Here is a 25451-nt window from a genome sequence, read left to right as displayed (position 1 = left end):
TAGATGGGAATGGGATGAGGGGAATACCTCTTAGATGTCCTTACCTCTATACCATAAAAAGAAATAAGTCTGTAAGTGATTTCTCTTGCTTACAAACTTATTATACGAGGATATTATATATGAATTATGATTCCGTCCCATTAAGGGACTTTAAAGAACTGAACGACTGGGATACTGTTATTTTTGTTTACAAATCTGCCCTAAAGCAGGTTCGAACAAAAATCGATATTCTCAATGATGAGTTTCAGCACAGACATAAATACAACCCGATCGAACATATCAAATACAGGATCAAAACTCCTGAGAGTATTGTTAAAAAACTGAAACGACATGGCTATGACTCCAGCATAGAAAACATGGTCCGCTATGTAAACGATATTGCCGGCATCCGTATCAGTTGTTCTTTTACGTCTGATATTTATCTGATCGCAGATATGCTTTCCAAACAGAATGACCTGACAATCCTTGCCAGACGTGACTATATGAAGAATCCGAAGAGAAGCGGATACCGAAGCTATCATATGCTGGTCACCACACCAGTCTTTCTTTCAGACAGTATTATCGATACAAAAGTAGAGATACAGATCCGTACTGTTGCACAGGATTTCTGGGCAACGCTGGAGCATAAAATGCACTATAAATTCGAGGGCGATGGTCCTGACTATATCACGAAAGAATTACGCGAATGTGCCCGCTATGTGGCAGAACTGGATGCCCGCATGGAAGAATTGAATAATGAAATTCAGAAATATGGAAAATTAACAGACAAAAAAATGCCGCAGTAATAAGCTGCGGCATAATTACTCAAAAATCAAAATCACTACAGAGCTTCCCTGAATATTACATCATCCACAATCTCTGCAAAACATCCCCATAAAACGAGGAGTGCCCCGGCAGTGGTTTACCGGGGCTATTATTATGAAAAAAATTTATGTGTAATGATAACACATTACAACGTCTTTCGTAGGTTCTTTCGAACTGTTTATATAATAGCAATCAGTTATGAACAAAATATGAACTTGCAGTTAAATTTTCGTTTATTTGCACAATTAATTTTGTTTTTTTATACTTTTTTTAGAGAAATAATACATATATTTCATTCTTTCCTCAATCATCACTTGTATATCTTGTATATTTCTGTCACATTCATTTGTCCGTATCAGGCGGAAATATTTTAGTTAAAAAGGCTCTTTGCAAAATCCACCAGTTTATGCAGAATTCCCTTTACTTCTTCTTTGCCAATTCCCATTTCTTCTAACTTATCGTAAACCTTTGTCACTGTACTTCTGAGCTGTTCTTCATCAATATTCGAATCCTTGACCTGTTTCACGATCTTAACCACTTTGTTCTCTTCCTCGTCAGTCAGACTTACTCCCACTGTACTTTCTGCAGTCTGGATCAGTGACTTGATCTGTTCATCAGAAATATCCTGCTGTGCCATTGCATCTTTTACATTCATGATAATCTCTACTACTGCATCTGGATCTGATGCCAGAGAATCAATTGCATTATCTGTGATAACCTCCTGTACTGTAGCAGATGCATCGGATGCCATTGCAGGTATTGCCGGTGTTGTACACATAATTGCTCCAGCAAGAACAAGTGCACCAAATTTCTTTATTCTCATAATTGAATTACCTCCATAATCTCAGACAGCCTGCGGCTGTTGTTTCCATACACAGATACCGGACGTGTATACGATTTAGTCTGTCCATATCTGCGATTCTTTCTCATTTACCGGACCTATTATAGCATTCCTTTCTCTTGTTCTGTAAAATAAATGTTGCTACGTATTTCTCCCATTAGAAGTAATATAAAAAGCATCCGATGGCTAGACGGATGCTTTTTATATTACGTTCAAATTTATTTTTTAAAAGGAAGGAGAGTTAATTGCCTTTCCAGGCAATCAACATATGAAAAAGAAATTTTATAAAAATAATGTTGGCTTTATTATTTTTATGGTCATAGTATATCCTGCAATTATGATAGAATCATGTTTAACTTGTGAAAAATTTTTGAACAAATGTCAAATGATTTATGAAGGCAGTAAATAAATCTCTGATCACATCTGTATATTTAACTGTACTCCTTCTTTACAAACTGCTGAATGCATTTGCCAGCTGTGCAAACTGTTCCAAAGTTAACGCCTCTCCTCTGATATTCAGGGATAATCCACACATTCCCAGTGCTTCCTCAATCTGTTCTTTAGAAAATGGTACCTCAGGAGAATTCTTCAGACCATTAACCAGTGTCTTTCTTCTCTGATTGAAAGAAGCCCGGATAATACAGAACATCAATTTCTCATCCTTCACCTCAACCGGCGGCTCGGCATATCTTTCCAGACGGATCACTGCACTTCCGACTTTTGGTCTCGGCATGAAACAGTTCGGAGGTACATTCGCAACGATTTGAGGCTTTGCATAATACTGTACAGCCAGTGATAATGCACCATAGTCCTTCGTTCCCGGTCCTACCTGCATTCTGTCTGCAACCTCTTTCTGCACCATGATCGTGATCGAATCAATTGGAACCTGATTCTCAAACAGCCCCATGATAATAGGGGTAGTAATGTAATATGGCAAGTTTGCAACAACCTTGATCTGCCGACCCTGATTCTTCTCCAGCGCCAGCTGTCTGATATCCACCTTCAGGATATCGTTATTGATCACAGTTACATTATCCCAGTCCTTCAGTGTATCCTGCAGAATCGGGATCAGTGTTGTATCAATCTCAACAGCAGCCACCTCTCTTGCAGCTTCAGCCAGATACTGAGTCATAGTTCCAATTCCCGGCCCAATCTCCAATACAAAATCATCTTTTGTAATCTGTGCAGAGTCAATAATCTTGTCCAGAACATGGGTATCGATCAGAAAGTTCTGACCAAACCTCTTCTGAAATGCAAAATTATACTTCTGAAGCACTTCTATGGTATACTTTGGATCTCCTAGATACGGTCTGGTCATAATCTTAACTCCCTTTTCTTGTATTATTTACTGAAATCTTTCTCGTACAGAACAATATATCCATCTCTGTCCGTGCGCTTCTTTGATATGTTACGTTTAAACTTGCGAATTCCTCCCTGTGACTTCGCGATTGCTGCATCGATCAACTCTTTTACAGTACCGATATTCATCGGAGAATCCTCTTTCTGGTTGATACCGATCAGGTTATACAGTGCAAGCATTCCCATCTGATCAATGGTATAACCGTTCTCTTTTGTATAAACCCTTGCAAAATTGACAAGTTCATCATTCGTAAATACCGGAATATTGATCATAGATGTAAACTTCTTTGCAAATTTCGGATACTTGGCAATGAGCTTACGCATACCAATTTTCTCATCCTCAATGATCACAGTCAGTCCATCGGTATTTACTTCCATTGCTTTATCAATCATCTCAACTGTTTCCTGGATCAGCTGGTTTGCATTCTCGATAACCAGGAAACCACCTGCCAGTTTGGCAAAGATTTTATAAATATTTTTACCATTGATCTGCTCAGCAAAGACATAAGCAACCTTAGATGCCTCCAGATTTAATTCCTTACAGATTGCCGGGATCAGACCTGAGATCAGTCGGGTCTTTCCGCATTCTTTGCCACCCATAACGATAATATTTCCTGTTTTGGATGTCTTATCGGCAGCAGCCATCTGTACATCACATAAAGTATCGATCAACTGCTCCTTCATTCCCGGAACTTTTACAAAATATGTAAACAGCTGCTTCTCATCATCTGTCAGTTCTTTCTCTCTTGGTACAATATCTCTTGGATCCCCAGCATCCTTAGTCTGAATAGACTCAATAAAGCGTTCCAACTGTTCTTCTTCTGTCAGTGGTTCTTCCGGCTCGGATGGTTCTGCTAATTCTTCTACTGCCGGCTCCTCAATGTCTTCCAGATTCAAATCTGCATTTCCTGCCGGTCCATGCAGAAATTCTTCTTCAGCTCTTCTGAGGTCTTCCTCTGTAACATCATCCTCATCGTCTTCATCAAAAACAGCATTTTCTAAAACCGGTTTCTCAGCTTCAGTAACTACAGTTTCATCGGATTCTGCAACGTCTGTTTCCTTCTCTTCTACAGTTGGCTCTTCTGGAAGTTCTACATCATCTTCTGAAAGATCTCCACTAAGAAAATCCGGTTCTACCAGCTCATCTGAAAGCTCCTGTACTGTCGGTTTAACAGTTTCTGTTTCTTCTTTTGGAGATTCTTCTGCTTTGGATTCTGTTTTTGGTTCTTCCTTCGGAATTTCAATTCCCTGTGCAGTTGCTGCTGCCAGAATTGTATCTTCCAGATTAAATTCTTTACCGTCAACTCCAAAAGAGTCCATAGACAGTTTTGTCTCTGCAACATCTTCTACTCTCGGAGCTTTACTCAGTTCCATATTCTTCATAGATGCCGGAATATTTAGTTCTGGCATACGGATTGTTGCACCAAAGTCTGCAGGTTTCTCTTCCTTCTCAGGATTTACTGCTACCGGTGCCTCTCCTGGCTTCTTCGGTTCTTCTTCCAGTTCCGGTGCATCCTCAGGATCTTTTTCTGATGCATCATTCTTTATGATTTCTTCCGGAATCTCGTCCTCTTTCGTGATCCCGGCTTCATTAACCATATCCATGGATTCTTCTGTAAATTCTTCCTTCTCTTCCAGAGACTTGCCTCCGAAGATATCCCGGATGCTCTTAGAAATCTTCTCCTGAATACCTGCCATATTCACCTGAACCTCTGGTTCCTGTTCTGCAAATTCTTCACTCTCTGTACCTTCTTTATCTGCATTACCGGATGTCGGTTCAGTTATTTCCGTTTCCACTGTCTGCTCATGAACCACTTCGTTCTCTTCGCTTACAGTGTCTTCATTCTCTTCTTCCGCCTGTTTCGGAGCCTCTTTTTCTGTTTTCTTCAGTTCCAGCTCTTTTGCCTGTTCTGGTGTAAGAAGTTTCGGAACAAACTGTTTTTCATATTTTGCTTTCTCAGCACCTGTCAGTTCTCCCATTCTCATCTTGAGATCATAGGCTTTCATGACATATTTTCCATCACTGAACCAGAGAATAATCTCATTACATAAGTCCAGACATTTTTGTTTTTCACCGGCCTTATAATACAAAGTTGCCAGTTCATATGACCATTTCTCTGTAAATTCCTGTTCTTTATATTCCTCCAGAATTCTGATCTGTTCATTTAATGAAGAATTCTTTGCTCTGGCAATTTTATATTGCAGAATATACTGTGTACTGTCATTGGAAGCTACCTGTTTATATTCTTCGAAAAACTCTTCAGCTTCATCAATATCTTTCATTCTCAAAGAGATTTCTACTAAACGATACAGAATGTTCTTGCCAATAGATGCTTTGTGATATGCCAGCAGAAAAATCTCTTTACTGTCTTCATATCTGCCATTCGCCGCATAAATTTCACCGACAACACATAAAGTACGAACATTCTTTACACGTCTCCAGTCAATACTGTCTACGATATTCATGGCGCCTTTATAGTCTTTATCCTGAACCAGTTTATTGATCTCTTCCAGTTTTATCCGAAATTCTTCTTTGTCCAATGTATTCACCAACTTTCCATAATTATGTTCAGTGTATCATAAGCCCATATCCTTGTCAAAAGATTACGTTACTGCGCCCTGAACTACCTGAAATACCTTATTTATCTGGAACTGATGACTGATAAAATCATCCAGTCCCGTACACGTGATCAATGTCTGAATATCACTGATACTGTCCAGAAGATAATTCTGTCTGCTGCTGTCCAACTCAGAAAGAACATCATCCAGAAACAGGATCGGCGTATCCTTTATTTTTCTTTTTACAATATAAATCTCTGATAATTTAAGTGAAAGCGCAGCGGTTCTCTGCTGTCCCTGGGAACCATATCTGCGAATATCAATTCCATTTGCCATGACACAGAGATCATCCCTGTGTGGTCCCACAGAAGTCAGCTTCATTCTCATATCCCGTTCCCTGCTGTCCCTTATCGCATTCTCCAGATCATCAGCTGCCGCACTTGGTTCATAAATTACTTCAAGTTCTTCCAGATCTCCTGTAAGGTTATGATGAATCTGTCTTACCGTCTCATTTAATTCATCAATAAACTCACTGCGTTTATGAATGATCCGCCGGCCATACTCTGCCATCTGCATGTCCCAGATCTCAAGAGTATCTTTCAGAGAAGGCTGGACATAAATATCTTTCAACAGCTTATTTCTCTGGTTAACAATATGATTATAAGATGCAATATCTGTAAGATAAATCTTATCCAGCTGGCATAATTCCAGATCAAGAAACCTTCTTCTCTCTCCTGGCCCGTTTTTTATAATATTCAGATCCTCGGGAGAAAAGAACACCAGATTAACAACTCCGAACAATTCCCCAGCCTTTCTGATAGGTAGCCCGTTGATTGCTACACCTTTTGCTTTATTCTTCCTCAGGTGCATATCAATCTTATAAGAAAGCTCATCTCGGTTCACCATCATTCGGATGTGAGCTTCATCCTCACCAAACCGGATCATATCTTTGTCCTTGCTTCCTTTATGTGACTTAGTTGTTCCACACAAATAAAGTGCTTCCAGAATATTCGTCTTTCCCTGGGCATTATTTCCATAAAAAATATTCGTTCCCGGTGCCAGCTCAAGTTCCAGAGATTCATAATTCCTGAAATTTTTTAACTGAACGGATTCAATATACATTCGCTCACCTGATCACTTTGATTTCTTTTCCATCATAAGAAACAACATCACCTTCGTACACTTTACGTCCGCGACGCTCATCTACTTCACCATTAACTTTTACCAGCCCGTCACTGATCACATATTTCGCTTCTACCCCGTCCTGAACGAGATCTGCAAGTTTCAGCAACTGCCCCAATTTTATAAATTCGTCTCTGATCTTAATTTCTTCCATTGTCATTTACTCCCTTATCTTGTCTGATTCTGGTTGATATTTACAGGCAGAATCAAATATGTGTAATTCTCCTCATCATCTCTGATAAAGCATGGTGCTTTTGGATTTACGAGGTAGATACTGATTGTTTCATCGTCAATTACTTTAAGTGCATCGATCAGGAATCTCGGGTTAAAACCAATCAGAATATCCTTGCCCTCCTTACTGATATCAATATTTTCATTCATGGAACCCATTGCAGAATCAATACGTAATTCCATAGAATTATCAGTAATTTCAATAATGATCGGTTTCTTTTCTCCCTCTCTTACCAACAATGTAGCACGGTCAATACAATCCAGGAATTCTTTCTTATTAATCTCGATCTTAGTTTCATAATCACTGGAAAGCATCTGGTCGATACGGAAATATTCACCGTCGATTAGTCTGGATACAACGATTGTCTGATCAAACTCAAATAAAATATGGTTCTTTGAGAAATAGATATTTACAATATCATCAATTTCACCAGAAAGGATCTTACTGATCTCATTCAGAGTCTTGCCAGGTACGACAACCTTACGGTCAGCATAGTCTTTCTTCAGTTCCATACGTCTGATCGCGATACGATGTCCATCCAGGGATACAATCTTCAGGTAGTTATCTTTAATCTCAAATAATTCACCAGTCATTAATTTGTTTGTTTCATTAGAAGCAATTGAAAAAATTGTCTGTCTAATCATTTCTTTAAGAGTAAACTGTGAGATAGTAAGGCTTTTTTCTCTTTCAATAATTGGGAGATACGCAAAATCTTCTCCAGATTTACCAGGAATTGTGAATTTTGCTTTTTCACAGGTAATGGTGGCAGTAAGTTTCTCATCTGTTTTAATAGTTACCTCATTATCTGGCAGTCGACGAATGATTTCATAGAAGATTTTTGCATCCAATGCAATAATACCCTTTTCTTCAATGACTCCATCAACGATTGTTTCAATACCAAGTTCCATATCATTGGTAGTAAATTTAATCTGGTTAGTAGTGGCATCTATTAAAATGCATTCAAGAATTGGCATGGTAGTTTTTGATGGAACTGCTTTGAGTGAGATACTGACACTTTTGAGCAGGTTATTTTTCTGGCAAATAATTTTCATAATGTGTATAACTTCCTTTCTGGGTGATGTGGTTTTTTTATAGATAAATATATAAAAGGAATCCGTCGTCGCCGCCGTAGGGGGTGTGAATATGTGAAAAACTCTACTCGAGGCTGATTTTTCAAGGATTTCGAATATGGATAACTTCGTGTAAAGAGGTGCTTAAAGTATGTGTATAACTTGTGTACAAATTTACCGCCAAAAAAGGGGCAGAAAGTTATACACACTTATACACATTCTATCAACATCTTATACACAATTTATACAGTCAGTTATCCTCATCCCTGTGGATTAATCTTTTTCTTTAAGGTATCAATTGTGTTTTTAAGGTTTTCGTCGTTTGAAATTTCTTTTTCAATCTTGTCAATGCCGTGCATAACTGTAGTATGGTCACGGTTTCCGAGACATTTTCCGATAGATTTCAAAGGAGTTGAGATAATTTCTCTGCACAGATACATAGCAATCTGACGAGGGGTTACGATTTTGGAGTTACGTTTGTTTCCGCAAAGATCGTCTACTGAAACATCAAAATGTTCTGCAACCATGGAAATAATATATTCCGGCGTGATCACTTTCTTTTCATCTGGAGAAATAATATCTTTCAGTGCCTGTTCAGCAAGTTCAAGTGTAACTTCCTTCTTTTCAAGTTTGGCAAAAGCCATAACTTTATTGATCGCACCTTCCAGCTCTCGGATGTTGGATTTGATATTGTTTGCGATATATTTGATTACTTCTTCATTAATATCATAGCCATCCATTTCTTCTTTTTTATGAAGAATTGCCATTCTGGTTTCATAATCAGGCAAAGTGATGTCAGCGATCAGCCCCCATTCGAATCGTGAACGGAAACGTTCTTCCAGGATTTCCATATCTTTTGGCGGTTTATCTGAGGAAATGATGATCTGCTTTTTCGCACTGTGCAGACTGTTGAAAGTATGGAAAAATTCCTCCTGTGTAGATTCCTTTCCTATAATAAACTGAATATCATCGACCAGAAGAACATCAATATTTCTGTATTTTTCACGGAATTTGGTCATTGCTGAGTTATTTCCGTTTCGGATTGTTTCAATCAGCTCGTTTGTAAATTCCTCACTGGTAACATAGAGCACCTTACTGTTCTCATCGTGATCAATGATAAAATGTGCGATAGAATGCATAAGGTGAGTCTTACCCAGACCTGCACCACCGTAGATAAACAGTGGATTATAGGTATCTCCAGGAGATTCGGCAACTGCAAGGGCTGCTGCCTGGGCGAATTTGTTGTTACTTCCGACTACGAAAGTGTCAAAAGTATATTTGGGATTCAGGTGTGCCTCCTCGCAGCGGGCATCCTGAGACTGTGCTTTCTGTGAAACAGTCTCTTTTTTGGGAACATCCTCCGGTAATATGAAATTAATATCACAGTTTTCCATTCCGGTAACCTCACTGATCGTTACCTGGAGCGGAAGTTTGTACTTCTTACTTATATAATTGAGACCAACCTGCTCAGATGGCACGATAATCGTGACTACATTGTCAACAACTTCATAAACTGTCAATGGTTTCAGCCAAGTGTTGAAAGAAACGTCAGACAGATCATGTTCAGTTTTGACGATCTGCAGGATTTCATCCCATTTTTCCACAACTTTGTTCATTTTTTGGTTCTCCCGGTTCGTTTTACTTCTATATTTAAGGGTATTTGGAGCGTGTGAACAGTAACGTTTTCCACAAACTCCGGCCGTATTCTTTAAAAAAGACATAAATATCCTTATATATATTATAATAAAACAGGTGTTTTCGCAATGAATATTTGATGGAAATGTGGAAAAAAAGTTATCCCCATTTTTTATGTGGATTAGTGTGGATAACAGTGGATAAGGATATATTGATTAACATAATTCGGCACCGTATACTTGAAATCCACAAAAATATGTGTATAATTTTATGCACTGTCGAAAATACCGAAATAAAAGTAATTTTTTCTGGATATGTGTAAAATCCAGAGATAGAAAGTGGATAGTTTTCCAGGTATTCCACAAGTTATCCACAAGTTATCCACAAATTGTGGATAATATTACGTAAACCAATTTAGTAATCCACAATTCATAAAAATCCAGACAAAATCTTTGTGTAAATAATACTTGACGAATCCGCCCTTTATGAATATAATTGAAATGATGTTCTAATAAGTGAAGTAAGCGGGGATTTTGGAGTCGAAATTCAGGTTCCCTGACTACTGAGAAGTTACAAAATTTAACATGGATAATAGATAAAGGAGGTGCTTTACCTATGAAAATGACATTTCAGCCGAAAAAAAGATCTAGAGCGAAAGTTCATGGCTTCAGAGCTCGTATGAGCACAAAAGGTGGTCGTAAAGTATTAGCTGCCAGAAGATTAAAAGGAAGAAAGCATTTATCAGCCTAAGAATAAGACCGCAGTTATGTGGTCTTTTCTTCTCTTAAAAAAGAGATTATGAAAGGGGATTCTATGCAAAGATCAGAGTCCTTAAAAAAAAATCACGATTTTCAAAAAGTATACAAAAATGGAACATCAAAAGGTAATCGGTATCTGGTGATGTACGTACTGAAAAATCAGTACATGAAGAATCGTCTGGGAATATCAGTAAGTAAAAAAGTAGGGAATAGTGTGGTCCGCCACAGACTCACCAGATTGATAAGAGAGAGTTATCGGTTAAACGAAGCGGAATTTGAAAATGGTTTGGATATTGTAGTAGTTGCACGTCCGCAGGCAAAGGACAGAACCTATCATGAGATAGAGAGTGCCCTGATGCATCTAGCAGGCAAGCACTGCATAGCAGGTAAGAACAATGATAAAGAAGTTTCTGATCAGAATAATTAAACTCTATCAAAAGTATATATCACCGATGAAGAGAACAAAATGTCCTTATATTCCCACATGTTCTCAATATGGTTTAGAAGCAATCGAAAAATATGGTGCATTAAAGGGCGGTCTTCTTGCGGTATGGAGGATACTTCGCTGTAATCCTTTTTCCCATGGAGGCTATGACCCTGTACCGTAAAGACAGGAATGTACTTGAAAATTGAATATTGATCGATCGAAGGAACCTCCTGTCATTTATGGATTCTAGGAGGAAATGAACTTGGAAATGATTTTAGCGACAAAGAGCAGCACTCCCATCATTGGTCAGCTTGCGACCGTTATGGGGTGGATCATGGATGGTATTTACAAATTGCTGAATATCTTTGGAATTCAGAATATCGGTATTTGTATTATCATCTTCAGTATCCTTATTTATGCTTTTATGACCCCACTGCAGATCAAACAGCAGAAATTCTCTAAGCTGAGTGCGATCATGCAGCCGGAACTTCAGAAAATTCAGAAGAAGTACAAGGGAAAAAACAACGATGCTGCTGCAATGCAGAAAATGCAGGAGGAAACACAGGCTGTATATCAGAAATACGGTGTATCTCCTACAGGAAGCTGTGTACAGCTTGCAATCCAGTTCCCTATTTTGATGGCATTATACCAGGTAATTTATAAAATTCCGGCATATGTAGGAAGTGTAAAGGATATCCTTGCATCTGCAGTTACCAGTATTACAGGTGTAAACGGATATACAGATATCCTTCAGCAGTTTATCACAGATAATAAGATGACAAGAGTTCAGCTTATTATGGATGGAAGTAAAGCTACAAGTAATTCAGTCACAGACTTTTTGTATGCATTATCACCTTCTCAGTGGAAAGCACTTGCTGAGACAAGCCAGTTTGCAGGATTTACTGATACACTGAACAGCACTGCAAAAGAGATTTCACATGTGCAGAATTTCTTTGGTCTGAATATCGCTGATCAGCCACTGACTTATATGAAAGCAGTTTTTGCAGGAGGATCTGTTCTTCTGGCAATCATTGCGATTCTTATTCCGATACTTGCATGGGCTACACAGATGATCAACTTAAAGCTGATGCCTCAGGCAGCACAGCAGAGCGGCGATTCACAGCAGGATGCAATGATGAACTCCATGAAGACAATGAATATGGTAATGCCGCTGATGTCAGCAGTATTCTGTTTCACATTCCCTGTAGGTCTTGGTATTTACTGGGTAGCAAGTGCAGCAGTAAGAAGTGTGCAGCAGGTTGTTATCAATAAAAAGATGGATAAGATCCAGATTGAAGACCTGATCAGTGAGAATATGAAGAAGATGGAAAAGAAGCGTGAGAAAGCGGGACTTCCACCTCAGAAGATTACAAATCAGGCCCATCAGAGCGTCAAGAATATCAATAAGATTGAAAAAGGCAGCAGCAATACAAATGTTGAGACAAGAGCCAAGAAGGTTGAAGAAGCTTACAAAAACGCTGAGAATGCAAAATCTGGCAGCATTACTGCAAAGGCCAATCTGGTAAAAGCATTTGATGAGCGTAATAAGAAGAAGTAGTCAGGAACGGAGGGGTTGGCATGGAGGATTATATCCAGTTTTCAGCGAAAACAAAGAGTGAAGCAATTACAAAAGCATGTATCGAGCTTGGCGTATCCAGTGACCAGCTTGACATTCAGGTAATAACAGAGGGCAGCAACGGATTTTTTGGAATCGGAAGCAAGCCTGCAATTATCAAGGTTCGCAAGGTTGAACCGGTTTCTGAAGAGCAGGAAATGAAAGAAATCGTAGAGACAGTAAAGCTTGATTCTTTCAAAGAAGAAGCACTTGTTTCTGTAAAAGAAGAGAAGAAGCCGGAACCTGTAAAACAGGAAAAGAGAGAAACAAAACCTGTTTCTGAGAAACCAAGACAGCCGAAACCTGCAAAGGAGAAAGCTACAAAAGAAAAACAGCCAAGAGAACCAAAGAAAGATTTCAAAGAGTCAAAACAGATTAGAGAAAAAGCGGCAAAACCTGTAAAACCAGCGAAGCCGGTAGAGATCATCACTGATCCGGAAGAGATCAAAGAAGTAGAGAACAGAGCAAAGGAATTCCTGCGTGATGTATTTGCTTCTATGAATCTCGGAGAAGTAGAGATCACATCTGAATACAACACAACAGACGGAAGTCTGGAAGTTGATTTCGAGGGTGAGGACATGGGTATCCTCATCGGTAAGAGAGGTCAGACTCTTGATTCTCTTCAGTATCTGACAAGCCTTGTAGTAAACAAAGGAAAATCAAATTACATCCGTGTAAAACTTGATACCGAAGATTATCGCAAGCGCCGTAAAGAAACACTGGAGAACCTTGCAAGAGGTATCGCTTATAAAGTAAGAAAGACCCGTAAACCGGTCATTCTTGAGCCAATGAATCCTTATGAGAGAAGAATTATCCATTCAGCTCTTCAGGGAAACAAATTCGTTGAGACAGTAAGCGAGGGCGAAGAGCCATACCGCCATGTAGTGGTTAAATTGAAAAGAAATTAATAAATTAATAGCATAAGAGAAAAAAGAATGTTATTCTAGGTGAAAGCGTGAATAACACGTAGCTTTGCGTGTACACTTTTGCCTGGAGTAACATTTTTATTTTGTAAAAAATTCTAAAGGAAGTCAGGTAAAAATCCCTGGCGGATTGGGTTTTGTATGAATAACAGGGAGATTAATGATAGTTTGTAATGTTCCTGTTATTTATATAAATGCTAACTTCTCATTATTTTCCTACTCAAACACTTAAAACTCTGATAAATACTGAGTTGTTCGTAATTTTGTTGGTGGATAAATGAGTAGGTATGTTTACTTAGCAAAAAACTTTAAAACCTTTTGTTTTAGCTAATAACAGGGTGTGAGTAGGAAAAAAATGGGAAGTTAGCAATAAAAAGATATCAGGAGCAAAAGTATTTTAGACCTGATATCATAAAAATATAGAAAAATAATGATGCTGTTTATTCTGTTATCAGTAATATTTTTCGCACTGTATATCTCAGGACAGCAGTGTATGAACAGTAATAAATAATATCTGAAAGCAGCAAGTATTTATCTTATTTGTTGATTTCTCGAATCAGTGAGGAGGAAAAATGGAAACAACAATAGCAGCAATTTCCACAGCCATGAGCGCATCCGGAATCGGGATCGTCCGCATCAGCGGAGAGAACGCCATGGATGTGATTTCCCGCGTTTACAGATCTAAAGGCGGAAAGAAAAATATAAAAGAAGTTCCGACTCATACCATCCACTATGGATACATTTATGATGGAGAGGAACTGATCGATGAAGTTCTGGTCATGATCATGCATGCACCGAGAACTTTTACAGGAGAAGACACCGTAGAGATCGACTGTCACGGTGGTGTTTATGCCATGCGCAGAGTTCTCGAAACTGTATTGAAAAATGGTGCGCAGATAGCAGAACCGGGAGAATTTACCAAGCGTGCATTTCTGAATGGTCGAATGGATCTGTCTCAGGCAGAAGCAGTCATGGATGTCATTCATGCAAAGAGCGAATATGCTCTGCGAAGCTCCATGGACCAGCTCAGAGGTTCCGTACAGAAAGCCATCCGCGAGATTAGGGAGAAACTGATCTACCATATTGCATATATCGAATCAGCGCTTGATGATCCGGAACACATCAGTCTGGACGGATATCCCCAGCAGCTTCTGGAAGTTGTGGATAACGAGCAGAAAGAAGTGAAGCGGCTGTTGAAAACTTCCTCCGACGGAAAGATGATTCAGGAGGGGATTCAGACAGTTATCCTTGGAAAGCCAAATGCCGGAAAATCATCTTTGCTGAATCTTCTGATCGGAGAGAACCGCGCGATTGTAACAGATATCGCCGGAACAACCAGAGATATCCTTGAAGAATATATTACACTTCATGGAATCTCTCTGAAGATCATCGATACAGCCGGAATCCGTGAGACTAAAGACATTGTGGAAAAAATCGGGGTAGACAGAGCCAGAGAAATGGCGCAGAATGCAGATCTGATCCTTTATGTGGTAGATTCTTCCGTGCCACTTGATGAAAATGACGAAGAAATAATGACTATGCTTACTGGAAAAAAAGCAATTATCCTGTATAATAAAACTGATCTTACTCCAGTGATCCAGCCGGAACTCCTGAAAGAAAAAACAGGACACCCTGTTATCCCGATTTCTGCAAAAGAAGAAAAAGGGATAACAGAACTGGAAGAGCAGATCAAAGAAATGTTCTTTGGCGGAGATCTGTCATTTAATGATGAAGTATATATCACAAATGCCCGTCACAAAGCAGCGTTGGAAGAGGCAGATAAGAGCCTTGATCTGGTGAGAAACAGTATTGAAATGGGCATGCCGGAGGATTTCTTCTCCATTGATTTAATGAATGCGTATGAGAATCTGGGTAAGATTCTTGGCGAGTCTGTCGGAGAAGACCTGGTTAATGAGATATTCAGTAAGTTCTGTATGGGTAAATGATAAGAATAATTGTAATTGTTCAGTACCTTCACAGTTACGAATAATTCAACAGGAAAAAATGTACTTTTGAAATATGTTTTCTGAACAGAATAATAAAAAAGATATTTTATGTAGAAAGAAATTTTGCAAAAAAATCGCCTGCGGCGATTTTTAAAGTAAGAGATCGTACCATAAGGTAAAAGGAGAAAAAATGAAAACTTTAGTAGAAGATTATGATATTGTCGTAGTCGGCGCCGGCCACGCCGGATGTGAGGCAGCTCTTGCAGGCGCGCGCCTCGGCCTGAACACGATCATGTTCACTGTAAGTGTAGACAGCATTGCATTAATGCCATGTAACCCAAACGTAGGCGGCAGCTCCAAAGGTCACCTGGTAAGAGAACTGGATGCCCTCGGCGGCGAAATGGGAAAGAATATTGATAAGACCTTTATCCAGTCCAAAATGCTCAACTGTTCTAAAGGTCCTGCAGTTCATTCTCTCCGCGCTCAGGCAGATAAACAGGCCTATAGCACCGAAATGAGAAAAACACTGGAAAATACTCCGAACCTTACTATCAAACAGGGTGAAGTAACAAAACTTCTTGTTGAAGACGGTAAGATCACAGGTGTAAAAACCTATTCCGGAGCTATTTATAACTGTAAAGCCGTAGTTCTCTGTACCGGAACCTACCTGAAAGCAAGATGTATCTACGGTGATGTAAGCAATTATACAGGTCCGAACGGACTTCAGGCAGCCAATTACCTTACAGATTCTCTGAAAGAACTGGGGATCGAAATGTTCCGTTTCAAAACAGGAACTCCGGCACGTATTGCAGGCAATACCATTGATTACAGCAAAATGGAAGAGCAGTTTGGTGATGAGAGAGTCGTACCATTCTCATTTTCAACCAATCCGGAAGACGTTCAGATCGAGCAGAAATCCTGCTGGTTAACTTATACAAATGAAAAAACACACGAAATCATCCGTGCAAACCTCGACCGTTCTCCATTATATTCCGGTATGATCGAGGGAACAGGCCCACGTTACTGTCCATCTATCGAGGATAAAGTAGTCCGTTTCGCAGATAAGAACCGTCATCAGGTATTCATCGAACCAGAGGGACTTTACACAAACGAAATGTATATTGGCGGAATGTCCAGTTCTCTTCCAGAGGATGTACAGGAAGAAATGTATCACTCTGTACCAGGTCTGGAACATGCTAAGATCGTAAAAAATGCCTATGCGATCGAATATGACTGCATCAATCCACGCCAGTTATATCCGACACTGGAATTTAAGAAGATTAAAGGTTTATTCAGCGGCGGACAGTTTAACGGAAGCTCAGGTTATGAAGAGGCAGCAGCACAGGGACTGATCGCAGGAATTAACGCAGCCATGGAAGTAAAAGGTCAGGAACAGCTTATTCTGGACCGTTCAGAGGCATATATCGGTGTTCTTATTGACGACCTTGTAACAAAAGAGAATCATGAGCCATATCGTATGATGACCAGCAGAGCCGAATACAGACTTCTTCTCCGTCAGGACAATGCGGACCTGAGACTTCGCAAGAAAGGTTATCAGGTAGGCCTTATCAGCGAAGAAGAATACCAGAAGATTCTTACCAAAGAGGAAGAGATTAAGAAAGAAATCGAACGAGTAGAACATACAAATATTGGCGCAAACAAAGAGGTTCAGGAACTTCTGGAAAGCTATAACAGCACTCCGTTAAAATCAGGAACTACACTGGCAGAGCTGATCCGTCGTCCGGAGCTGTCTTATGAAGCCATTAAACATCTCGATAAAAACCGCCCGGAACTTCCGTGGGACGTACAGGAACAGGTTGATATCAACATTAAATATGATGGCTATATCCGCAGACAGTTAAAGCAGGTAGAACAGTTTAAAAAGCTTGAAGCAAAGAAAATTCCGGCAGATATTGACTATGAAAAAGTGGGAAGTCTGCGAATAGAAGCACGTCAGAAACTGGAATTATACAGACCAATTTCCATCGGTCAGGCATCCCGAATTTCCGGTGTTTCTCCTGCGGATATTTCAGTTCTTCTGGTGTACCTTTCAAGTGCAAGATAAAGTTCAGCGGATAAAAACATCCGCTTTGCTACTTGCTCATAACAAAATAACTGCTTCTCAGTGATTTGGATAAAAATACGAAATAAAGTGCTTAAAAACGATATAAAAGTACGTAATATAGAACTCAAAACAATATAAAAGTTTCATTTTATGTACTTTATGTAAAAAAGAACGACAGAGAGAACGTAAAAGAACAGAAAAATATAGTGCAAAAAGTAAACAAAAAAGAGAGTAAAAAATATCCGAATAGAATAAAAGTGGAAGTAAAAATAGTTTAAAAAAAACAGCAAAAAAGAACAGTAAAAGAAGCCGAAAAAGTGACAATAAAGTAGTAAAAATTATAGATAAAACTGCAATAAAAACAAACAAAAATCAGTGAAAAGATAACCGAAATTGCAGACAATAAAAACATAAAACAAGCAGAAAAGAGTGAATAAAAAAGGAGAAAAACGACATGTCATATAATCTGTCAACACTGGAAAACGGATGCAGAGAACTGGGCATAGAGCTGAACGAAAAGCAGAAAAAACAGTTTATCCAGTTCTACGAATTTCTGGTAGAGAAGAATAAAGTCATGAACCTCACAGGAATCACAGAATTCGAGGAGGTACTCACAAAACATTTCCTGGACAGTCTTGCCTGCGTAAAAGCAGTCGACATGACAAAAGTAAAAACAATCATGGACATCGGTACAGGTGCCGGTTTCCCAGGAGTCCCGTTAAAGATTGCATTCCCACATCTGGAAGCGTGTCTGCTGGATTCCCTGAAGAAGAGAGTGAATTTCCTTGAAGAAAGTTTCCAGCTTCTCGGGTTAGAGGGGATCAAGGCTATCCACGGAAGAGCAGAAGAGTACGCAAAGAATAAAGAATACCGCGAGAAATATGATCTCTGCGTATCCAGAGCAGTATCAAACCTGGCAACTTTGTCAGAATATTGTCTTCCTTATGTAAAGACAGGCGGAACATTTATTTCCTACAAATCAGGAACTGTACAGGAAGAAGCAAAAGAAGCGGAGAAAGCAATTAAGATCCTTGGCGGACAACTGAAAGACATCACATACTTCCAGCTTCCGGATTCCGAGATCGACCGTTCTCTTGTCATTATAGATAAGAAGAAACCCACACCCGGAAAGTACCCGCGTAAAGCAGGAACACCTTTAAAAGAGCCATTATCATAGAAACATCACAGAATAATCACACTTTTATCCTAATTTCATCACAACTTCATCATAAACTCTTCTTATAGAGATGTCCTCGGGTTCCCCCATTCTCTGTTTCACCTGGGGACATTTTCTATTTATTTTTGGCAAAAATTAAAAGGAGGAGAACACATTGATTGAAGTAAACAATCTGGTCAAACGATATGGTGACCATACGGCAGTTGACCACCTTTCCTTTAAGATAGAGAAAGGCAAAATCTACGGATTCCTTGGACCGAACGGTGCAGGAAAATCCACCACAATGAACATGATAACAGGATACATCGCATCCACGGAAGGGACAGTCAAGATTGATGGACACGATATCCTCGAAGAACCGGAAGCAGCAAAGAAATGTATCGGTTATCTGCCAGAGCAGCCGCCAGTCTATTTCGATATGACTGTCCTGGAATACATGAAATTTGTGGCAGATCTCAAGAAAATCCCAAAAGACAAGAAAGCAAACATGATCGAAGAAGTCATGGACATGGTAAAGATTTCCGATATGCGAAACCGTCTGATCAAGAACCTGTCAAAAGGTTACAGACAGAGAGTCGGTCTTGCAGAGGCAATCATGGGTTACCCGGAAGTGATCATTCTGGATGAGCCGACCGTAGGTCTTGACCCGAAACAGATCATCGAGATCCGAACCTTAATTAAAGAATTAAAAAAGAAACATACTGTTATCCTCAGCTCACATATACTTTCTGAAGTAAGTGCAGTGTGCGATTACGTGCTGATCATTTCTCATGGAAAACTGGTAGCCAGTGATACCCCTGAGAATCTTGGAAAACTGGCAGAGGGTTCCAATACACTGGAAATGCTCATTAAAGGTGAGAAATCACAGATTAAACAGGCTCTTGAGAATATTGAAGGAGTCAACAGCGTAACGATTGAGAAAGATGAGAAACAGAATCTCTGGAGTGCGAAAGTTTCCACAGAAGAGCAGAACGATATCAGAGAAAAAGTATTCTATAAGATGGCTGAGATCAACAGCCCGATTTATGAGATGAAGTCCAAGAAAGTATCGCTTGAGGAAATCTTCCTTGAACTTACTGCATCTGATAAACCGGTTTCTGCAGGAGAAGTTCAGAATACATCCGAAGATACTGATGCCGGTAAAGCAGATGAGACAAACGTGAAACAGACATCAGCAGAAACATCAGAACAACAGAATAATGATAAAGGGGGAGAAAAATAACCATGACAGCTATATATAAAAGAGAGTTGAAAAGTTACCTGACATCCATGGTAGGATATTTATTTATCTTTTTCATCCTTGTACTGGGCGGAATTTATTTTTCAGCATATCAGCTCACGGCAGCATATCCGAAATTTGAATATACTTTAAGTGCGATTACCTTTGTGTTCCTGATTGGAGTACCGATCCTGACTATGCGTGTACTTGCAGAAGAGAGAAAACAGAAAACAGACCAGCTGCTTCTGACAGCACCTGTTTCTGTAGGCGGTATTGTAATTGGTAAATATCTTGCGCTGATAACTGTATTTGCTATTCCAATGGCAGTTATGTGTACTTATCCGCTGATCATGTCCAAGTTTGGTACGGTAGAGTTTGCATCTGCTTATACAGCTGTTCTGGGCTTTTTCCTTCTTGGATGTGCAAACATTGCAATCGGCGTATTTATGTCCGCTTTAACTGAGAGTCAGGTGATTGCAGCAGTACTTACATTCGTTCTCTTATTTGCATTTTACATGATGAACGGTATTTCCTCATTCTTCTCCCAGACATCCATGTCTACATGTGTGGCATTTGGATTACTGATTCTGGCAGCAGCGATCATTATCTATACAATGATCAAGAATGTTCTGATCTCAGCAGTGATCGGCGTGATCGGAGAAGTGGCACTGGTTATCGTTTATGTAGTAAAAACCAGCATTTTTGAGGGCGGTATTCAGAAAGTTCTGGATGTATTTAACCTGAGTGGACACTTCGATAATTTTACAAGCAACATCTTTGATATAAAAGGAATTGTATATTTTCTTTCCGTGATCGCAGTATGCTTGTTCCTTACAACACAGTCTATTCTGAAGAGACGCTGGAATTAGTGGGGAGGTGAAAGAAAATGAAACTGAAAGAAAAGATGAAAAACAATAATCATAAGAAATTTGACAAAAAGAAACTGGTTGGTACCATCAGTAAGAAGCACATCAAAAACGGTTCTTACACAATGGTCATGTCAGTAATATTTATTGCAGTAGTTGTAGTGATCAACATGATCGTAAGTGCGATTCCAACCAAATATTCAGAAATTGATATCAGCAGCCAGAAACTCTACAGCATTGGCGATGATAGCAAAGCAATGCTGAAAGATCTGGACAAAGATGTAACGATCTACCAGATCGCACAGAGCGGATCAGAAGATGAAACCATTGCAAATCTGCTTAAGAAATATGAAGATGAATCCAAACATATAAAAGTAGAGCAGAAAGACCCTGTAGTAAATCCTAAATTTGTAACTGAATATACAAGTGACAATCTTTCCTCAAACAGCTTGATCGTTGTATGCGGAGACAGAAGTAAAGTCATTGACTACAACAATATCTATGAGAGCACAATGGACTATCAGACTTACAGCTATCAGACCACTGGTTTTGACGGCGAAGGTCAGATCACAAGTGCGATTGGATATGTAACATCTGAAGATCTCCCAATCCTCTATACACTTGAAGGACACGGCGAGAAAGAGATGGATTCTACCATCAAAGAAGACATTGAGAAAGCAAACATGGATATTCAGTCCCTGAATCTCCTTACAGAAGGAAGCGTTCCGGATGACGCAGACTGCCTGTTTATTGATTCTCCATCCACAGATATTTCCGAGGATGAAAAGAATGCTATCATCGATTACCTTGAAAATGGTGGAAAGGCAATGATCTTCTCTGATTACGCAACAGAAGATCTGCCAAACTTTAACGCGGTTTTGGAGAACTATGGCGTTCAGAGAGCAGATGGAATCGTATTTGAAGGTGATAATCAGCATTATGCAATGCAGATGCCATATTACCTGGTTCCAACTATAAACAGCACAGATGCAAGCTCTGAGACAGCTTCCGGCGGATATTATGTACTTGCACCATATGCACAGGGAATCAAGAAGATGGATGATGTAAGAGATACCGTAACAATTAACAGTATTCTCACCACATCAGACCAGGCATATTCCAAGACAGACCTCAACAGTGATACTCTGGAGAAAGAGGACGGAGACGAGGATGGCCCGTTTGATCTGGGAGTAAGTATCACAGAGACTCTGGATGATGACAAAGAAACTCAGATTGTTTACTATTCAACTTCCAATCTGATGGAATCACAGGTGAACCAGATGGTATCCGGTGGAAACGAAAAGCTGATCATTGAGTCTCTGAAATGGATGACAGACACAGAAGACAGTGCAACAGTATCCATTCCATCCAAGAGCCTGTCCGTATCTTATCTGACACTTACAGATTATGACGCTGCATTCTGGAAGATCTGCACTATTGGTCTGATCCCTGGATTCTTCCTTGTTGTAGGATTTGTAGTCTGGATGAAGAGGAGAAAAGCTTAAATGAAGAATAAAACTGTAAAAATGATTCTTGCAGTTGCAGTTCTTGGTATCTGCTGCGGGGCTTACGCAGGTGTAAAAACCTACGTAGCCCATCAGGAGCAGAAAGAATCGGAGGAGGAATCCGAAGAGAGTACCACTGTATTTACTGCATCAACAGACGATATCAAATCTCTGGACTTCATGGTTGATGATACAGAGACGACATTTGAAAAAGATGATGACAGCTGGGTAAAAAAAGATGAAACAGATTTCCCGGTAAACCAGAGTACACTGGACAGCGCAGCATCCTCCGTTGCTTCCATCGACTCAGACAGAGTTCTGGAGGATGTAGATGACCTTGCAGAATACGGTCTGGATTCTCCGTCAAACACGATCAAGATCGTGACAAAATCCGATGAGGAAGACGGCGATGATACAACAACTACATTGTATGTGGGAGATGAAAACTCATCCACCAGTCAGTACTATGTAAGAAAAGACGATGATGAGAAAACGGTATATCTGGTAGATTCTTCCTGTGTAGAGCCATTTACCAAATCATTGAATGACTATGCTCAGATGGAAGACTTCCCTGCAATCTCCAGCACAGATACTATTACAAAGATTTCTGTAAAAGGAGATAAGTCCTACGAATTGACGAAAAATGCAGATACAAGCGTATGGTTAGTCAAAGGTGATGGTGATGAGGAAAAAGCGGATTCTGCTACTGCAAGTTCTCTGGTAACTTCATTTGGAAGCATGGCGTATAATTCTCTCGCAGACTATAATTGCAAAGACAAGAGCGAATATGGTTTGGATAAACCATATGCAACAATCACTGTAGACTATCAGGAAGAGGTTGCTGCTGATGACATGGACGAAGATACTCAGGACGATACAACAGACACAACAGATTCTGAGACAGCTGATTCTGGTGAGACAGTAGATGAAGATGTTTCATCTGCCGAAGAGACCAGTGATGATACTGAGCAGGATGCAGAAACTGCCGCAGAAGATGCAAGTGAAACTGCAGATACAGAATCAGATGAAAGCGTGAATGAAACTACGGATGAAACATCTGGGGAGGAAGATACTGACAGTGAAGATGCAGCAGTTGAAACATCAGAAGATACAGCTTCTGACAGTACAGAAGGCTCAGACAGCGCATCAGGGGACGAGGATTCTTCAGAAGAAAAGACCAAGATGGTAGACAAACAGCTTACAATTCTGGTAGGAAACGAAGCGGACGACAGCGACAGATATGTCATGGTAAATGACAGCAACGAAGTCTACACGATGTCAACAGATACCCTGTCAGCACTCATTGATAAATCAGAAGAAGACTTCTGGGATATGACAGTAAGTTATGTAGCTTTAAATAATCTCGGAAGCCTCAAAGTAAACTATCAGGGTAGCGATTATAAAGTAAATGTTTCACGTGAAATATCTACAGATGATGACGGAAATGATACAGAAACAGTAATCTATAAACTCAATGGTTCTGATCTGGATGAAACAACATTTACAACATTCTACAACAAACTGATCAACATGACAGCTCAGAAACGTCTTACAGATGAAAACGAACCTGACGGTGATGCAGAATTGACAGCTACATTTACAGAAGAAGACGGTGATACACTGGAAGTTTCATATTACAGCTATGACACAAACTATTACGCAGCAGTGGTAGATAAAAAAGCATATCTCGTAAATAAGATGAATGTAAAAGAACTGTTCACAGCATTTGAATCCGTTACCGGAGTAGAAAAAGACAGCTCAGATGAGACAGATTCAGAAGAAGCAATAACAGATGATACGAAATCGGATTCAACAGATACGTCAAGTGAGAGTGTAGAAGAAACAGAGGACAGTACATCTGAAACAACAGACACAACAGATACAACAAATGATTCTGATACATCCGAAGAGGAGAACGCAGATTCTCAGGAAACGGAAACGAACAATACAGAAGAGTAAAAGAAAAAACGAATCTATAAAAAGTGGAGCGACATATGGAAGTAAATTTTGTATGCCGCTCCACTTTTGTTTGATTAATCTTAAATAATAGTTACATATAAGGATTAAAAGAAGATTTTAACCTGTTCAAGAAATGTCTCCGGTGCTTCCACATGTGGAAGATGCTTGGTTTCTTTAAGAACAGAAACTTCAACAGCCGGATTGGAAGCACAATAATCTTCAGTAATAGTCTTACCATTTGTTTCCGTTTCGCCCTCAACAATATAAATGCTGTTATCCAGTGCCTTGAGTGCGTGACTGATATTAATATTCATATACTTGGACGCAAGACTGGAATACAAAAATCTGGTATAGCATCCGCCCCTGTGAGCTGCCTCATAATAAGCATCTGTCATCTGAGTATCTACATGGAATGGATTATAATACATCTTTTCAATAAACAGATTATTTACGTTATCCCGTGAAACGATCATATGATAGATCAAGGTTCCGAAAATCGGAATTTCCAGGACTGCCTTTAACAGACGGTCGTTTCTGTTCGGCATCTGCTTTAACTGAGCCAGACTTGGTGGATTTACCAGCATAATCTTGTTAAAGAGTTCTTTCTCGTTATGACAGGCCATAATAACAAAAGAGCCTGAGAATCCGCTTGCGATCACATCTGTTTTCTGACCAATTACTTTTTTGATAAAATCACTGATCATCTGAACATAAACAAAATTTGTATAGGTAATGCTGGATTTATCAGAACGTCCGCATCCTAAGAGATCGATAGTATATACCGTATGCTCAGCAGCCAGTTCTTCTTCAATCTTGTTCCATTCATATCCGGAAGCCCCAGGCAAGGTATCATGGATCAAAAGAATTGGTGATCCGGTTCCTTTTTTTGTATAATAAATATTTCCGAAACGCCATTCAAAATAATTGTCATTGGAAATGTGAAGCATCTGTTTTAACTGTGCGGCAGCAGCAATCGTGTGGTTGATAAAATGAACAGCAACAGTTGCGCCTGTCATCAGAGCAGCAAATGTAAGAAATTTGTGCTTGTTTTTACTCATTTTCGGCCTCCTTTATTAAGCATAACAAGTGCGTAGCCTGCTAAAATTATATAAATGTATTATACCTCTATACCGCCTGTTTTACAAGAAAATATGCTGTGAATCTGGTGAAAGATGTTACTGTTCATTACTGTTCACTCCGTTCTCAGTAACGTAGCCAAAATTCATTCCAAATTGCCTGCGGCAATGGAATTTTGGCTTGTATGTCTCGGGATTTTGGCATATTCATGCCAAAACACCTCGCGGGATAG

21 protein-coding genes are annotated in these 25451 nt (G+C 39.5%); 13 read left to right on the top strand and 8 right to left on the bottom strand.

Translation table 11 applies throughout. The features are described 5' to 3' along the window. Window positions 1-119: 119 nt before the first annotated feature. Window positions 120-785, top strand: a complete 666-nt coding sequence (locus ACTNES_RS11200; protein ID WP_216458765.1) for a GTP pyrophosphokinase — start codon at window positions 120-122, stop codon at window positions 783-785. Window positions 786-1174: 389 nt separating this feature from the next. Here the strand turns inward: ACTNES_RS11200 and ACTNES_RS11195 are convergent, their stop codons facing one another. From ACTNES_RS11195 to dnaA, 7 genes are all read right to left on the bottom strand, one after another. Next, window positions 1175-1627: a DUF1002 domain-containing protein gene (locus tag ACTNES_RS11195; RefSeq protein ID WP_216458764.1), complete on the bottom strand. Its 453-nt coding sequence runs from the start codon at window positions 1625-1627 to the stop codon at window positions 1175-1177. Window positions 1628-2093: 466 nt separating this feature from the next. After that, window positions 2094-2963 carry a 16S rRNA (adenine(1518)-N(6)/adenine(1519)-N(6))-dimethyltransferase RsmA gene (gene rsmA / locus ACTNES_RS11190; protein ID WP_441039297.1) on the bottom strand — a complete coding sequence of 290 codons (870 nt, stop codon included), beginning with the start codon at window positions 2961-2963 and terminating at the stop codon, window positions 2094-2096. A gap of 23 nt (window positions 2964-2986) precedes the next feature. Beyond that, on the bottom strand, window positions 2987-5554 hold the full coding sequence (locus tag ACTNES_RS11185; RefSeq protein WP_441039295.1) for a tetratricopeptide repeat protein: 2568 nt from the start codon (window positions 5552-5554) through the stop codon (window positions 2987-2989). A 54-nt stretch (window positions 5555-5608) separates the two neighbouring features. After that, window positions 5609-6685, bottom strand: a complete 1077-nt coding sequence (gene recF, locus ACTNES_RS11180; RefSeq protein ID WP_291806462.1) for a DNA replication/repair protein RecF — start codon at window positions 6683-6685, stop codon at window positions 5609-5611. A gap of 4 nt (window positions 6686-6689) precedes the next feature. Beyond that, window positions 6690-6899: an RNA-binding S4 domain-containing protein gene (locus ACTNES_RS11175; RefSeq protein WP_216458760.1), complete on the bottom strand. Its 210-nt coding sequence runs from the start codon at window positions 6897-6899 to the stop codon at window positions 6690-6692. Window positions 6900-6913: 14 nt separating this feature from the next. Continuing rightward, window positions 6914-8029, bottom strand: coding sequence for a DNA polymerase III subunit beta (gene dnaN / locus ACTNES_RS11170; RefSeq protein ID WP_291806460.1), 1116 nt, complete (start codon window positions 8027-8029; stop codon window positions 6914-6916). Window positions 8030-8307: 278 nt separating this feature from the next. After that, window positions 8308-9663 carry a chromosomal replication initiator protein DnaA gene (gene dnaA, locus ACTNES_RS11165; RefSeq protein ID WP_216458758.1) on the bottom strand — a complete coding sequence of 452 codons (1356 nt, stop codon included), beginning with the start codon at window positions 9661-9663 and terminating at the stop codon, window positions 8308-8310. 634 nt (window positions 9664-10297) lie between these two features. On the opposite strand from dnaA, the gene rpmH reads away from it, so the two are divergent. The 12 genes from rpmH (at window position 10298) to ACTNES_RS11105 (ending at window position 24142) form a co-directional block, all read left to right on the top strand. Next, window positions 10298-10432 carry a 50S ribosomal protein L34 gene (rpmH, locus tag ACTNES_RS11160; RefSeq protein ID WP_008708004.1) on the top strand — a complete coding sequence of 45 codons (135 nt, stop codon included), beginning with the start codon at window positions 10298-10300 and terminating at the stop codon, window positions 10430-10432. A 63-nt stretch (window positions 10433-10495) separates the two neighbouring features. Beyond that, window positions 10496-10867 carry a ribonuclease P protein component gene (gene rnpA / locus ACTNES_RS11155; protein ID WP_216458757.1) on the top strand — a complete coding sequence of 124 codons (372 nt, stop codon included), beginning with the start codon at window positions 10496-10498 and terminating at the stop codon, window positions 10865-10867. Continuing rightward, the gene (yidD, locus tag ACTNES_RS11150; protein WP_008708006.1) at window positions 10836-11048 is read left to right on the top strand and encodes a membrane protein insertion efficiency factor YidD; all 213 of its coding nucleotides are present in this window, start codon (window positions 10836-10838) and stop codon (window positions 11046-11048) included. The genes rnpA and yidD overlap by 32 nt, the downstream gene beginning before the upstream one ends. A 75-nt stretch (window positions 11049-11123) precedes the next feature. Beyond that, complete coding sequence (locus tag ACTNES_RS11145; RefSeq protein WP_334303408.1) at window positions 11124-12425, top strand: YidC/Oxa1 family membrane protein insertase; 1302 nt, start codon at window positions 11124-11126, stop codon at window positions 12423-12425. 20 nt (window positions 12426-12445) lie between these two features. Next, on the top strand, window positions 12446-13390 hold the full coding sequence (jag, locus tag ACTNES_RS11140) for an RNA-binding cell elongation regulator Jag/EloR (RefSeq protein ID WP_216458755.1): 945 nt from the start codon (window positions 12446-12448) through the stop codon (window positions 13388-13390). A 587-nt stretch (window positions 13391-13977) separates the two neighbouring features. Next, window positions 13978-15351 carry a tRNA uridine-5-carboxymethylaminomethyl(34) synthesis GTPase MnmE gene (mnmE, locus tag ACTNES_RS11135; protein WP_216458754.1) on the top strand — a complete coding sequence of 458 codons (1374 nt, stop codon included), beginning with the start codon at window positions 13978-13980 and terminating at the stop codon, window positions 15349-15351. A 190-nt stretch (window positions 15352-15541) separates the two neighbouring features. Then, window positions 15542-17416 (top strand): tRNA uridine-5-carboxymethylaminomethyl(34) synthesis enzyme MnmG, encoded by a 1875-nt coding sequence (mnmG, locus tag ACTNES_RS11130; protein ID WP_216458753.1) that lies wholly within the window; start codon window positions 15542-15544, stop codon window positions 17414-17416. 454 nt (window positions 17417-17870) lie between these two features. Further along, a complete protein-coding gene (gene rsmG / locus ACTNES_RS11125; protein WP_216458752.1) occupies window positions 17871-18593 on the top strand; it encodes a 16S rRNA (guanine(527)-N(7))-methyltransferase RsmG in 723 nt (240 codons plus the stop codon). A gap of 154 nt (window positions 18594-18747) precedes the next feature. Further along, window positions 18748-19815 (top strand): ABC transporter ATP-binding protein, encoded by a 1068-nt coding sequence (locus tag ACTNES_RS11120; RefSeq protein WP_216458751.1) that lies wholly within the window; start codon window positions 18748-18750, stop codon window positions 19813-19815. A gap of 2 nt (window positions 19816-19817) precedes the next feature. Further along, on the top strand, window positions 19818-20681 hold the full coding sequence (locus ACTNES_RS11115; RefSeq protein ID WP_291806433.1) for an ABC transporter permease subunit: 864 nt from the start codon (window positions 19818-19820) through the stop codon (window positions 20679-20681). 17 nt (window positions 20682-20698) lie between these two features. Continuing rightward, window positions 20699-22183 (top strand): GldG family protein, encoded by a 1485-nt coding sequence (locus ACTNES_RS11110; protein ID WP_291806431.1) that lies wholly within the window; start codon window positions 20699-20701, stop codon window positions 22181-22183. Next, window positions 22184-24142, top strand: a complete 1959-nt coding sequence (locus ACTNES_RS11105; RefSeq protein ID WP_291806429.1) for a DUF4340 domain-containing protein — start codon at window positions 22184-22186, stop codon at window positions 24140-24142. It abuts the gene before it with no gap. A gap of 104 nt (window positions 24143-24246) precedes the next feature. Here ACTNES_RS11105 and ACTNES_RS11100 read toward each other — a convergent pair whose 3' ends face one another. After that, entirely contained in the window at window positions 24247-25200 is a 954-nt protein-coding gene (locus ACTNES_RS11100; RefSeq protein ID WP_441039289.1) for an alpha/beta fold hydrolase, read from the bottom strand. Between the last annotated feature and the right edge of the window lie 251 nt (window positions 25201-25451).

It is taken from the genome of Blautia sp. HCP3S3_D9 (assembly GCF_052063845.1).
In the GTDB taxonomy this organism is placed as follows: Bacteria; Bacillota; Clostridia; order Lachnospirales; family Lachnospiraceae; genus Blautia_A.
The sequence above is the reverse complement of the archived record's forward strand: the minus strand, read 5'-3'. Positions and strand labels throughout refer to the sequence as shown.